This is a genomic window from Pseudomonas sp. SDO524_S393, from assembly GCF_054071875.1.
The window spans coordinates 14,981-29,317 of record NZ_JBSVVZ010000075.1 but is presented as its reverse complement, the minus strand read 5'-3'; the positions used below and the strand labels follow the sequence as shown (position 1 = coordinate 29,317).

At 61.8% G+C, this 14,337-nt stretch carries 10 protein-coding genes; 9 read left to right on the top strand and 1 reads right to left on the bottom strand.

What is annotated here, in order from left to right:
* Positions 1-94: 94 nt before the first annotated feature.
* Positions 95-2,029, bottom strand: coding sequence for a BCCT family transporter (locus ACW9IB_RS25150; protein WP_457368821.1), 1,935 nt, complete (start codon positions 2,027-2,029; stop codon positions 95-97).
* A gap of 379 nt (positions 2,030-2,408) precedes the next feature.
* Between ACW9IB_RS25150 and betI the strand changes: the two genes are divergently transcribed.
* The 9 genes from betI (at position 2,409) to mdtD (ending at position 14,213) form a co-directional block, all read left to right on the top strand.
* Complete coding sequence (gene betI, locus ACW9IB_RS25145; RefSeq protein ID WP_457368800.1) at positions 2,409-3,014, top strand: transcriptional regulator BetI; 606 nt, start codon at positions 2,409-2,411, stop codon at positions 3,012-3,014.
* 50 nt (positions 3,015-3,064) lie between these two features.
* Positions 3,065-4,537 (top strand): betaine-aldehyde dehydrogenase, encoded by a 1,473-nt coding sequence (gene betB, locus ACW9IB_RS25140; protein WP_457415905.1) that lies wholly within the window; start codon positions 3,065-3,067, stop codon positions 4,535-4,537.
* Between the two features lie 136 nt (positions 4,538-4,673).
* Positions 4,674-6,368, top strand: coding sequence for a choline dehydrogenase (gene betA, locus ACW9IB_RS25135; protein WP_457368802.1), 1,695 nt, complete (start codon positions 4,674-4,676; stop codon positions 6,366-6,368).
* Between the two features lie 196 nt (positions 6,369-6,564).
* Complete coding sequence (locus ACW9IB_RS25130) at positions 6,565-8,007, top strand: TldD/PmbA family protein (RefSeq protein ID WP_457368803.1); 1,443 nt, start codon at positions 6,565-6,567, stop codon at positions 8,005-8,007.
* Positions 8,007-9,323, top strand: a complete 1,317-nt coding sequence (locus ACW9IB_RS25125) for a TldD/PmbA family protein (RefSeq protein ID WP_457415904.1) — start codon at positions 8,007-8,009, stop codon at positions 9,321-9,323. Before ACW9IB_RS25130 ends, ACW9IB_RS25125 begins: the two co-directional genes overlap by 1 nt.
* Positions 9,324-9,505: 182 nt before the next feature.
* Entirely contained in the window at positions 9,506-10,915 is a 1,410-nt protein-coding gene (locus ACW9IB_RS25120) for a hypothetical protein (protein WP_457415903.1), read from the top strand.
* A 39-nt stretch (positions 10,916-10,954) separates the two neighbouring features.
* Entirely contained in the window at positions 10,955-11,680 is a 726-nt protein-coding gene (locus ACW9IB_RS25115; RefSeq protein WP_457415902.1) for a hypothetical protein, read from the top strand.
* Between the two features lie 220 nt (positions 11,681-11,900).
* Entirely contained in the window at positions 11,901-12,749 is an 849-nt protein-coding gene (locus ACW9IB_RS25110) for an alpha/beta fold hydrolase (protein WP_457415901.1), read from the top strand.
* Positions 12,750-12,785: 36 nt separating this feature from the next.
* Positions 12,786-14,213 carry a multidrug transporter subunit MdtD gene (gene mdtD, locus ACW9IB_RS25105; RefSeq protein ID WP_457415900.1) on the top strand — a complete coding sequence of 476 codons (1,428 nt, stop codon included), beginning with the start codon at positions 12,786-12,788 and terminating at the stop codon, positions 14,211-14,213.
* The last annotated feature ends 124 nt before the right edge of the window (positions 14,214-14,337 follow it).

Genomic DNA, 14,337 nt, shown 5'->3' with positions numbered 1-14,337 from the left:
CACCAGAGCTATCGCAGGCAAGCCAGCTCCCACAGTTGACCGCATTGCAGTCTTGAGAAGGCGGCGCCAGTGAAGGCGCCGCTCGCTTCAACTATCAGCTATAGACCCGGCCAAGGAGCTGCCGATGGCTTTCAAACTGATCGAGCACGTCCCGGGTGATTTGTTCCTGGGCGAAGCCCATCAGGTCGTACTCCTGAGGTCCGTTGTGCAGGTAGACCTCGGCGCGGTAATAGCGCGTGCGCTCTTCTTCGGGCAGATCGGTCGGTGCCGACGAGTAAGCATCCAGGCTCACTTCGTAGACAAACGGGTTGCCCTCTTCCATCTCGATACGCACACCGATGCAGCGCTTGGATTTACCCAGCAGCGTCTGCACTTCCAGCCCCTGGTCACGCAACGCGGTCGCGGCTTCTTCCAGCGCAGGCGTGACGTGTTTGTCCATAAAGCGTTGCACGGTGCCCTGGCTCGGTTGCAGGTCCAGCGCGGTCAGACGCTCGCTGAAACCACGGCGCCCCCGCTCGGCCAACTGCGCCTGCTCCTGTTCGACCGCCACGTCCTGGCGCATGGCTTTGTGCAAACCGAACATAAAGAAGATCAGCACCACCGAGAACGGCAGCCCCGCCAGCACCACCATGGTTTGCATGGCTTCGAAGTTACCGGCGAACAACAGGCCGATGGTGACGAGGGTGATGACCACCGACCAGAAGATCCGCAGCCAGTGCGGTGCGTCCTCATCGACGTTGCCGCCCTTGCAGGACAGGTTGGCCATCATCACCGCGCCGGAATCCGCCGGGGTCAGGAACAACACGAAGCCGACGAAGATCGACACGCCGATCACGACTTTCGACGCCGGGTAATGCTCAAGCAGTTGGTAGATGGCCATGGAGGGTTGCTCCAGCGCCGTCTTGCCCAGCTCCACCGCACCGTGGTTGAGTACCAGGTCCAGCGCCGAGTTACCGAAGATCGACAGCCACGCCAGGGTAAAGCCCAGTGGAATCAACAGCACGCCGGCCACCAGCTCGCGCACGGTGCGACCACGGGAAATACGTGCGATGAACATGCCCACGAATGGCGCCCAGGAAATCCACCAGGCCCAGTAGAACAGGGTCCACAGGCCCATCCAGCGCTCGGTCTTGTCGGCGTCGCCTTCGTACACATAGAGGTCGAAGGTTTTCAGCACCAGGCCGTTCATGTAGTCGCCGATGTTCTGCACAAAGCCGTTGAGCAGGTGCAGGGTCGGGCCGAACAACAGCACAAAGATCAACAGACCGCTGAACAATACGATGTTGAGGTTGGACAGGCGGCGAATGCCGTTCTCCACACCCGACACGGCAGCGATGGTCGCCACGGTGCTCATCACGATGATCACGATCAGCAGGTTGGTGTTGCTGTGCTGCATGCCGAACAGGTTCTCGAGGCCCGAGGATACCTGCATCGAACCGATGCCCAGGTTGGTCACCAGGCCCAGCAGGGTCACGAACATGCCGAAACCGTCCACCGCGTGGCCGGCCGCGCCTTTGACCCAACGCTCGCCCGCCAGCGGGTACAGCGCCGAGCGCAGGGCCAACGGCTGGTTGTGCCGATAGGCAAAGTACGCCACGGCCAGGCCGACCAGGGCATAGATCGCCCAGCCGTGCAGGCCCCAGTGCAGGAAGGTCAGTTGCAACGCCTGGCGTGCAGCGCCATTGCTGGCCGCGGCGCCTTCCGGCGGGTTGAAGTAGTGGTCCAGGGGCTCCGACGCGCCGAAGTACAGCAGCGAAATGCCGATGCCCGACGAGAACAGCATGCCGGCCCAGGCGCCGTAACTGAAGTCCGGGGTGTCGTCCTTGCTGCCCAGTTTCAACTTGCCGTACGAGGAAAACGCCAGGCCGACCACGAACACGAGGTAGGCGGCGATGACCACCATGTAGTACCAGCCGAAGCTTTTCGACAGCCACGCCTGGGCCACGCCGAGCAGGCGTCCGGCTTCTTGCGGGGCGATGATCAGAATGGCCGTCAACAGCAGAATCAACGCGGTGGAGGTGTAGAACACCCAACCGTTTACCCGCACCTTTTCCGGCGGGGTTTTTATAAGAGAAGCAGAACTCATGGCGCAGATGCTCCGGGCAGTGCGAGAGAGAAACACAAGGCAACGGTTATCCCGGGACATCGATTTTTCGGCAGTCGACGGACGGGTGTTATAAAGACACCCCGAAAACCTCTGAACCCCGCCAGAGCCATGGCCAGGGCGGTTTCAAAGGGTTTGACAGGTGTCAGATGTCGACGCTCACACGTAGGAAATACCTGTAGGCAGCGACCATTTGTCGCAGATCTTATTCTTTGTTGATTGAACGTTCAATCAAAACAAAATAGACTGGCCTCCAAGCCGACGGACGTTATCGCCCGCCGGAAGGCCTAAGGAGAGGTGCTACATGCCCAAGGTCGGTATGCAACCCATACGCCGCCAGCAGTTGATCGAAGCCACGTTGACGGCCATCGATCAGGTCGGAATGGGGGACGCCAGCATTGCGCTGATCGCTCGTTTGGCCGGCGTCTCGAACGGCATCATCAGCCACTACTTTCAGGACAAGAACGGCCTGATCGCAGCGACCATGCGTTACCTGATGAACGCGCTGATCGACAACGTCCACGAACGCAGGCGCGCCCTGAAGGATGACAGCCCGCGGGCGCACCTCCAGGTGATTATCGAAGGCAACTTCGACGCCAGCCAGGTCAATGGCCCGGCAATGAAAACCTGGCTGGCCTTCTGGGCCACCAGCATGCACCACCCGTCATTGCACCGGTTGCAGCGGATCAACGATCAACGTCTGTATTCCAACCTGTGCTGCCAGTTCCGCCGAGTGCTGCCGCTGCCGCGCGCACGCAAGGCAGCCCGAGGCCTGGCGGCCCTGATCGACGGTTTGTGGTTGCGCGGCGCCCTGTCGGGAGACGCTTTCGACACGGAGCAGGCGCAACGGATCGCTTACGAATACATGGATTTCCAATTGGCCAAGCAGGGTACGTTAGAGCACACATAACCGCTCAACGCCCGAACCGCGCCAACCACTTATGCACTTGCGAGGACTTTATGGCCCGTTTCGAACTGCAAAAACTCTACATTGACGGCGGCTACAGCGACGCCAGCAGCGACGCCACCTTCGAAGCCATCAACCCGGCTAACGGTGAAGTCCTCGCCCAAGTACAACGCGCCACCAAAGACGACGTCGAACGCGCCGTGGTCAGCGCCGAAAAAGGCCAGAAAATCTGGGCCGCCATGACCGCCATGGAGCGTTCGCGCATCCTGCGTCGCGCCGTCGAAATCCTGCGCGAGCGCAACGACGAACTGGCCGCCCTGGAAACCCTGGACACCGGCAAAGCCTTCTCCGAAACCAAATACGTCGACATCGTCACCGGCGCCGACGTGCTGGAATACTACGCAGGCTTGGTGCCGGCCATCGAAGGCGAGCAAATCCCGCTGCGTACCACCTCGTTCGTCTACACCCGCCGCGAGCCGCTGGGCGTGGTCGCCGGTATCGGCGCGTGGAACTACCCGATCCAGATCGCCCTGTGGAAATCCGCACCAGCCCTGGCCGCCGGCAACGCGATGATCTTCAAGCCGAGCGAAGTCACCTCGCTGACCACCCTGAAACTGGCCGAGATCTACACCGAGGCCGGTGTTCCGGCGGGCGTGTTCAACGTACTGACCGGCAGCGGCCGTGAAGTCGGCACCTGGCTGACCGAACACCCGCGCATCGAGAAAGTTTCGTTCACCGGCGGTACCGACACCGGCAAGAAAGTCATGGCCAGCGCTTCCAGCTCGTCGCTCAAAGACGTGACCATGGAACTGGGCGGCAAGTCCCCGCTGATCATCTTCGACGACGCCGACCTGGACCGCGCCGCCGACACTGCGATGATGGCCAACTTCTACAGCTCCGGCCAGGTCTGCACCAACGGCACCCGCGTGTTCGTGCCCAAGCACCTGCAAGCGGCATTCGAAGCCAAGATCGTCGAGCGTGTGGCGCGCATTCGCGTCGGCAACCCGGAAGACGAAAACACCAACTTCGGTCCGCTGGTCAGCTTCGCCCACATGGAAAGCGTGTTGGGCTACATCAGCAAAGGCAAGGCCGAAGGCGCCCGCCTGCTGTGCGGCGGTGACCGTCTCACCGACGGCGCGTTCGCCAAAGGCGCGTTCGTGGCCCCGACCGTATTCACCGACTGCACCGACGACATGACCATCGTCCGTGAAGAAATCTTCGGCCCGGTCATGGCGATCCTGACCTACGAAACCGAAGAAGAAGTGATCCGCCGCGCCAACGATACCGACTTCGGCCTGGCCGCCGGCCTGGTGACCAAAGACCTGAACCGCGCCCACCGCGTGATTCATCAACTGGAAGCGGGTATCTGCTGGATCAACGCCTGGGGCGAGTCCGACGCCAAGATGCCGGTCGGCGGCTACAAGCAATCCGGTGTGGGCCGCGAGAACGGTATCAGCTCGCTGAACAACTTCACCCGCATCAAATCGGTCCAGGTTGAGCTGGGCGACTACGCCTCGGTGTTCTAAGCCCCGAGCCTTGTATTGCCTGTGAGTGCCCTGTCGCAGGCAAGCCAGCTCCCACATTTGGACTGCGTTCCCCTGTGGGAGCCGGGCTTGCCCGCGATGAGGCCCGACCTGACTATCTCAAAAGAGGGTGCATCCAATGTCCCAAGAATACGATTACATCATTGTGGGTGCCGGCTCCGCCGGTAACACCCTGGCGACCCGTCTGACCGAAGACGAAGGCGTCACCGTCCTGCTGCTGGAAGCCGGCGGCCCCGACTACCGTTTCGACTTCCGCACGCAAATGCCTGCCGCCCTGGCGTTCCCGCTGCAAGGCCGCCGCTACAACTGGGCCTACGAGACCGACCCGGAGCCGCACATGGACGGCCGCCGTATGGAATGCGGTCGCGGCAAGGGCCTGGGCGGCTCCTCGCTGATCAACGGCATGTGCTACATCCGTGGCAACGCGATGGACTACGACGGCTGGGCCAAACTGCCAGGCCTGGAAGACTGGACCTACCTGGACTGCCTGCCGTATTTCCGCAAAGCCGAAACCCGCGACATCGGCCCCAATGACTGGCATGGCGGCGATGGCCCGGTCAGCGTGACCACGCCAAAAGCCGGCAACAACCCGCTGTTCCACGCCATGGTCGAAGCCGGCGTGCAAGCCGGTTACCCGCGCACCGTCGACCTGAACGGCTACCAGCAGGAAGGTTTCGGCCCGATGGACCGTACCGTCACGCCGAAAGGCCGTCGCGCCAGCACCGCGCGTGGCTACCTGGACACCGCCAAAAAGCGCTCCACACTGACCATCGTCACCCACGCGCTCACCGACCGAGTGCTGTTCGAAGGCAAGCGCGCCGTGGGCGTGCGTTACCTGATCGGCGCGGCAGAGGAGCGTGTCGAAGCCCGCGCCCGCAAGGAAGTCATCGTGTGCAGCGGCGCCATCGCTTCGCCGCAATTGCTGCAACGCTCCGGTGTCGGCCCGGCCAAATTGCTGGAAAGCCTGGATATCCCGGTGGTCCACGACCTGCCGGGCGTCGGCGAGAACCTGCAGGACCACCTTGAGCTGTACCTGCAATATGCTTGCACCCAGCCCGTGTCGCTGTACCCGTCGCTGCTCTGGTACAACCAGCCGGCCATCGGTGCCGAATGGCTGTTCAACGGCACCGGTATCGGCGCCAGCAACCAGTTCGAAGCGGGCGGTTTCATCCGTACCCGTGAAGAATTCGAATGGCCGAATATCCAGTACCACTTCCTGCCGGTGGCGATTAACTACAACGGCAGCAACGGTGTGCAGGAGCACGGTTTCCAGGCGCACATGGGTTCCATGCGTTCGCCCAGCCGTGGCCGCGTGCAACTGAAATCGAAGAACCCGCGGGACTACCCGAGCATCCTCTTCAACTACATGGCCACCGAACAGGACTGGCAGGAATTCCGCGACGGCATCCGCCTGACCCGTGAAATCATGGCCCAGCCGGCGCTGGACCAATACCGTGGCCGTGAAATCAGCCCGGGCATCGAGGTGCAAACCGATGAACAGCTGGACAAGTTCATCCGCGAGCACGCCGAAACCGCGTTCCACCCGTCCTGCTCGTGCAAGATGGGCACCGACGAAATGGCCGTAGTGGATGGCGAAGGCCGCGTGCATGGCATGCAAGGCCTGCGCGTGGTGGATGCGTCGATCATGCCGATCATCACCACTGGCAACCTGAACGCGCCGACGATCATGATCGCCGAGAAAATCGCCGACAAGATCCGTGGCCGTCAGCCGCTGCCGCGCAGCACCGCCGACTACTACGTGGCCGGCGATGCACCGGTGCGTGGCAAGCCGCTGCGTGAAATCGCGCAGTAACTGAAGCACCGCGGTGCCTGTATCGCAGGCAAGCCGGCTCCCACATTTGATTGGGTTCACAAATCAAAATGTGGGAGCCGGGCTTGCCCGCGATGAGGCCCGACCAGACACCGCAGAACCTCTTTCCTTGATCAGCTCCCAGCCCGGGCCTACTCTGTTTGCCTGCCCGCGCCGAGCCGCCCACAAGGAAGGCCCCATGTTCGACTACCACGCCACACTCAAGCAGCATTTCAGTGCCCTGCGCACCACCGCCGACTTCTTCTCCCTGCGCTACGTGCGCGAATCCGGCCAATACCTGGCCGTGCGCAAGAACGTCGCCGAACCGCCCCACCTGAATCACGACGAAGGCGCCATGCTCACGGTGCGTCTCAACGGCGTGGAAGCCTACGCCGCGACCCACGATATTTCCCTGGCCGGCCTGCAAGCCGCCCTCGAACGCGCCGAACAACAAGCCCGGCAGATTTTGCCCCATGCCCTGCTCGACCTGCGCCAGCAGCCGGTGTCCAGCGATGTGGCCGACTACCTCTCGCCCGACCTCGAACAGCCCTTCCCGTCTTTGAGCGACTGCTACCAGTTGCTCGGCGATGAATCCGCCGCCGTGCCCAAGGACGAGCGCCTGGTGCACTGGGAAGTGAGCCTGGGCACCACCCGGGTTGAACAGATCTACCTCAACAGCGCCGGTGCCGAATTGCGCCAGGCTCAGCGCTTCGTCTACCCGGGCCTGAGTGTCACCGCCTTCGACGGCAACGACAGCCAGACCCGCACCCTGGGCGGCACCAACTTCGGCCAGCAAGGCAGCGCGCAGGTGATCCGCCGCTTCGGCCTGGTGGGCGCCGCCGCAACGGTGGCCGACGAGGCCCTGCAACTGCTGCTCGCGCCAAACACGCCCCAGGGACCCCGCGATCTGTTGCTGATGCCCGACCAGATGATGCTGCAGATCCACGAATCCATCGGCCACCCGCTGGAACTCGACCGTATCCTGGGGGATGAGCGCAACTACGCGGGCACCAGTTTCGTGAAGGCCAGCGACTTCGGCCATCTGCAATACGGCTCGCCGTTGCTCAACGTGACCTTCGATCCGGACATCCCCGAACAGCTCGCCAGCTACGGACATGACGATGACGGCACCCGCGCCAGCAAGCAATTCCTGATCCGCGACGGCCTGTTGGTCAAACCGCTGGGCGGGGCGTTGTCGCAATTTCGGGCGGGCCTGCAAGGCGTGGCCAACAGCCGCGCATGCAGTTGGAACCGACCGCCCATCGACCGCATGGCCAACCTCAATATCGAGGCCGGCGACAAGACCCTTGCCGAATTGGTCAGCGGCATCGAACACGGCATTCTGATGGCCACCAACCGTTCGTGGTCCATCGACGACGCGCGCAACAAATTCCAGTTCGGCTGCGAATGGGGCCAGTTGATCGAAAACGGCGAGCTCAAGGGCGTGGTGAAAAACCCCAACTACCGCGCCATCTCCGCAGACTTCTGGCGCAAACTCAGCGCCGTCGGCGACGCCAGCACCTTCAAAGTGCTGGGCACACCCAACTGCGGCAAGGGCGAACCCAACCAGGTGATCCGCGTCGGCCATGCTTCGCCGGCTTGCGTGTTCAGCCATGTCGACGTTTTCGGGGGAGATGCCTGATGAATAACTTCAAGGCACTGGTGGAATGGCTCAAGCAAGCCCTCACCGACAATGAGCATTTTCAACTGGGCTACGCAGACGAAGCGTCCGAATTCGTGCGTTTCAACCACGCCCAGGTGCGTCAGGCCGGCCAGGTGCAACAGGCCAGTCTGAATCTCAAGCTGATCAGCGACGGTCGCCACGCCGACCTCGCCATCACGCTTGCCGGCACGCCGGAGCTGGACCGCCAGCGTTTGGCCGAGGGCCTGCAACAATTGCGCGAAACCTTGCCGCTGCTGCCGCAGGACCCGTACCTGCTGCTCAACCGCACGGCCTGGCAAAGCCATAACGAACAGACCCGGCCATTGCCGGAACTGGCCCAGGTGCTGGAAGACATCGAACGGGCCGCCGACGGTGTGGACCTGGTTGGTTTCTACGCCGCCGGCCCCATCACCCGTGGTTTTGCCAGTTCCAACGGCGCGTTCGGCTGGCATCAGGCCAATAGTTTCAACTTCGATTTCAGCCTGTTCCATGCCAATGGCGAAGCGGTGAAAGCCAGCTACGCCGGGCACACCTGGAACAGCGCCGCGTTCGCCGCGCGCTTCCAGCAGGCCCGCGAGCAACTGGCGTTTCTCGGCCGCCCCGCACACAAGCTGGCGCCCGGGCAATACCGCGCGTACCTGGCACCGGCGGCACTGGAAGAAATCATCAGCATCATTACCTGGGGCGGGTTTTCCGCCCAGGCCATCGCCAGCAAAGGCAGCTCGTTGCAAAAGCTCTATGCCGGCGAGCAGTCGCTAAGCCCGCTGGTGAGGGTCGACGAACACATCAGCGGCTCCCTGAGCCAGGCGTTCTCGACCGAAGGTTACCCGCGCAGCGATGTCACCTTGATCAACGCGGGCAAGGCCGAAGGCCAGTTGGTCAACTCGCGCAGCGCCGCCGAGTACGGCCTGAGTGCCAATGGCGCGAGCCGCGACGAGTCGCCCAGTGCCTTGCAGGTGGCGGCAGGCAGCCTGGCCCAGGCCGACATTCTCAAACAACTGGGCACCGGGCTGTACATCAGTAACCTGTGGTACCTGAACTACTCCGACCTCCCGGCGGCACGCCTCACCGGCATGACCCGCTTCGCCACCTTTTGGGTGGAAGACGGTGAAATCAAGGCGCCGGTCAGCACCATGCGCTTTGATGACAGCGTCTACCAGTTGCTCGGCTCACAACTGGAAGCACTGACGGCCGATCGGGAACTGCTGCTGTCGGCGAGTACCTATGGCCAGCGCAACACCGCCTCCAACCTGTTGCCGGGCGCCCTGGTCAAGCGCCTGACCCTGACCCTGTAAGGCCATCCCGTGCAGGAGCCGGTACGCCGGCGACTGCACGGGAGTCTTTCCTACACCCGGGTGCCGACAAAAAACCTGAACCTCGGAACGGTCCTATTTCAAAACGTCTGATCGTTCACGTCCGGTAACGCATCGCCTCACAGGCAACCGGAACCCATCATTGCCACCCGCCACTGACTGGGATGCTCAGGTTCGAGCATCATCACACCCGTCAGAGAACTCACATGAACTTAGGGATATCGCACTCTCCGAGCAGCTTCATGCCCGCTCCCCAAAACAACCAGCCGCCTGACGCTATCTGGTCAGGCTTGTACGCGACGTATGAACGCTATCCCTATTTTGGTCGCAACGACCATGATGACTGGGTGGCCGCAATCAAAACCGCGATGGCGGGCCTCGGCCAAAGTCCGTCCAGTGTGTTCGATGAAGTCGCCCCCACCGGGAGCGGCTACAACATCACCATGAAAGACGGCTTCAAGCTGCATATTTCCAACGATGAGTTACGCCTGGCTGCAGGTTATGCAAAGTTTTCCGGGCATGACAAAAGCCAGGTGAGCAATGCACGCTTCCTCTTCGCCGTCATGAATAAACGCAAACACCTCGAGGCCGAATACGACCAGGACAAAATCGGCTACCGCAGCGAGCTGCATAAACGCAGTTTCAGCGCAACCCTGCAAGCCGCCGACGAGGGTATCGGTGGGCATGCGGCCTTGACGCTGTTAGGCCTCGGTTATCAGTTGCAGCAGGTGTGGTCCCACGACGTGGGTGACCGAGTGGCCGTGCCCGCCATGAAGGTGTTCGCCCACAAACGCGGCATGATCCATGGCGGCTCCATGGAGGCGTACGGCACCAAGCAACCCGTGCCCAAATGGATCGAGAGCTTTATCGTCCTCAAACAGCCCTCCAACGCTACGCCGTCCCTGAGCGTTCCCGCCCGCCCGGTCAAACCCTTCACGTTCGAGCTCGACACCGAAGCTTCCAAGACGCTGCCCGACCTCTCCACCAAAACAAACGGCCAGAAACCGGACGATCCCTTATTGGGTTTCTACACGCGAAGGCCGTTTTTCTTTCAGGGCGAAACCGCCACGCACGCCGACGTCATAAAGCTGCTGATGGCCCGATTCGGGCAAAGCCCGACCGACGTCTTCTCACGCGTGACCTTTGCAGACAACCGTTACCAGGTCACCTTCAGGGACGGGTTCAAGCTGGAGCTTTCCCGGGAAGAACTCAAGCTTGCCAGCGATCAGTCTTTGTTCCTGGGGAATGACCAAGGCTTGCTGAATGATGCGAACTTCATTTTTGCGGCCTACATCAAGCGCCAACACCTGCAACCGCCGGTGCCGTCCTTCGGCTTGAGTTTCGAGGCGGCACTGGAGGGCAATCTGCATGGGCGTACCGTCAAGAACATCCTGGAGGGCATGGGAGTCACTCGCGCCATCAACTACGTCGAGCGGGCCGGTGATGCAGAAGGGCTGGTGTTGATCATTGGAGGAAACGCCGGCGGCTTGTTCCAGGACGGCACCTTTGTCAAAGAAGGCAAAACCCTCCCCGAAGACGGCGTCACGCAAACCCACGGGTATCAACTCGCGTAAGGGTTCTTCAACTTCCACTGCCTTCATGAGCCTCTGACTATGAATACCGTCTCATCTTTCGTTTCAACCTTCGCCACGCCCTACGACAACCACCGCGTCAATAACCGACAGCTGAACAATGGCAAGTTTGAAGCCCATTACACCCAAGGAAACGAAATCCCGACCGCCGCCCCCCGCTCCGACACCACTTCGGGCGTTCGCCCCAACAATATCTGGGCCGATTTTTTTCAGGTGACCGAGGGCAATTGCGTCACCGTCTCGGCCATCAAGGCCGCCATGGTCAAGTACGGTAGCCACCCCCGGGGGATTTTCGAAAAGGTTACCCGCACCGACGCAGGTTATGAGGTCTTGATGAGGGACAACGTCAGCGTCTTCCTGACCCATCAAGAGCTGCAACAGGCCGAAGCCAAAGCAGGATGGGTCGGAAGGGGTACGGTCTTGCAGCATGCCATTTTTCTCTACGCCGCCAGTGCCAAACGAGCCCAGAACGAAAACAATGACGGTTGGGCCACGCGCAGTTTCGACGCCGCGATGCAGACGTTGAACGACGGTGAATTCCCCGGCGAAGCCTTGAGACGCCTGGGCCTGAAGGATCACTTTCGCAAGGGCACCGTCGAGGCGTTGAAAAACGGCGCGGTCGGCACCCTCACCGATGCCAGGCATTCGGTGGCGGTCATCGATGGGTATATGGACCTGTGGGGCACTCGCAAACGACTTGCCGGCTCGTCGTGGGAAAGTGCACCGGAAGCCTTGATCCTGACTTGAGCGCGTTCGAACTCACCCTTCGCCCTGTCGGAACGCCCTTTCCGACAGGCAGCGCCCTCCAGTCTGGGCGATCCGTCTCATCCTTCGGAAATTGACCGTTCGCCCGGTTGTCCACCTCCAGAATCCCCGATATAACGGTTAATGGCATCCCGCCACTAACCTCGCGTGCGCGCACGTGATGCATGACCTTGCCTGGTAAACGGCAAGCTGGAGCGTTGACATGAACCATGGAAGTTTTGTCATTGAAAGGCTGTTCAAGCACTACAACGTTCATGTTGAGCAGCTGGGAAACGATTCGGAAAAAAAGACCGTGCTGATGGTCAATGGCGCGCTATCCACCACGCGCTCCTTCGCCCGCACCAGTAAATGCCTGGCCGAGCATTTCAATGTGTTGCTGTTCGACCTGCCGTTCTCCGGTTATTCGCGCGAACACAACACCGACCTGGACCTGGTCACCAAAGATGACGAAGTGCAAATGCTGCGCGCCCTGGTGGAGCGCTTCCAGGTCAACCACCTGGTGTCGGCCTCGTGGGGCGGTATTTCCACGCTGTTGACGTTGGCCCACAACCCGCCTTCCATCGAAAGCTCGGTGGTGATGGCCCTGGCGCCCAACCTCAACCAGGCCATGCTCGACTATGTGGAACGTGTGCGCGTGCTGATCGAGGCCGATGACAAATCCGCCGTCGGCCACCTGCTCAACGAAACCGTGGGCAAATACCTGTCGCCCCGACTCAAGCGCAACAATCACCGACACCTGTCGACCATGGCCACCACCGAGTACCGCCAGGCGCGCTTTCACATCCACCAGGTATTGGCGCTGGGCGATGGCAATTACCTGCCGGCGCTCAAGCAGATCGAGACGCCGGTGCACTTTCTCAACGGCGCCCTGGACGAATACACCCCCGCCGCCGAGGCCCGGTTGTTCAAGCAGTACGTGGGGCGCTCGAGCTTTGCCGTGGCCGAACACACCGGCCATTTGCTCGACCTCGAATCCAGCGAAGCGGCCACGGCAGTGCACCGCGAACTGCTGGATTTCCTGGTGGGAAAAAGCGCGAAGGATGGCGCATAATCGCCGACACATAGCCTGCTAACAAAAAGGGTTTCCATGCCGAACCGTGTCCCGCTCGATGCCAAGACCGCCCGCTGGCTCCCCTGGGTGGTGGCGATTGCCTTCTTCATGCAATCGCTCGACGGGACGATCCTCAACACGGCACTGCCGGCCATGGCCCGGGACCTCGCGGAAAACCCGCTGCGCATGCAGGGGGTGGTGATCGCCTACATGCTCACCGTGGCCTTGCTGATCCCGGCGTCAGGCTGGATCGCCGACCGCTTCGGCACCAAGAAAATCTTCTTTGGCGCGATCCTGTTGTTCAGCATCGGCTCCCTGCTCTGCGCCCTGTCCAACAGCTTGACCGTACTGGTGGGCGCCCGGGTGATCCAGGGCCTGGGCGGCGCGTTGATGCTGCCGGTCGGGCGACTGGTGGTGCTGCGCGCCTACCCGCGCTCCGAGCTGGTGCGGATCATGGGCTTCATTACCATTCCCGGCCTGCTGGGCCCGCTGCTTGGTCCGACCCTGGGCGGCTGGATGGTGCAATACCTGACCTGGCACTGGATTTTCCTGATCAACCTCCCGGTGGGCATGATCGGGTGCTACGCCGTGTGGAAACTGATCCCCGACCTGCGCGGCAGCGAACGCACGCGCTTCGATGGTGTGGGTTTCGTGCTGTTCGGCGCGGCGATGGTACTGATCACCATCGCCATGGAAGGCCTGGGCGAACTGCACCTGCCGCACCTGCGGGTAATGCTGCTGCTGTTCGGCGGGCTGGCCTGCCTGGCCGCCTATTGGCTGCGTGCCGGGCATATCGATAACCCACTGTTCTCGCCGGTGCTGTTCAAGACCCGCACCTTTGCGGTAGGCATCCTCGGCAACCTGTTCGCGCGGCTGGGCAGCGGCGCGTTGCCGTTCCTGGTGCCGTTGCTGTTGCAGGTGGCGCTGGGTTATTCACCGTCGGAAGCCGGGATGAGCATGCTGCCGCTGGCGGCGGCGGCGATGTTCGCCAAGTCCATCGCGCGCACCCTGATCGAACGCCTCGGCTACCGCATCGTGCTGACCGGCAACACCCTGGCGCTGGGCATCATGCTGGCCAGCATGGGCCTGGTCAGCGAGCACACGCCCTACCCGCTGCTGCTGTGCATGCTGGCGATCCTGGGGGCGATCAACTCCCTGCAATTCACCGCGATGAACACCGTCACCCTGATCGACCTCGACGACGCCCAAGCCAGCAGCGGCAACAGTTTGCTGTCGGTGGTGGCGCAGTTGTCCCTCAGCCTGGGCGTGGCCTGCGCCGGTGCACTGCTTGGCGGTTTTACCGCCGAAACCGGCAATGACGGTGTGGAAAGCGTACTCGGCGCGTTCCAGTTGACCTTCCTCACCGTGGGTATCATGGCGATGCTGGCGGCGGCGATCTTCCTGCAATTGTCGCCCACCGACGGCAAACGGGTGGTCAGCCGTGAGCACGACATCGAGCATTGACAGGCTTCTCGTCTAGAACTTGCAGGGAAATTCCCACGAGACTGGTACACTGCGCGACATTTTGTTTTGCAGAGCCAGTCCCGTGACTACCATCGCCACCGCTTTTAATACTTTGCCCCTGTCC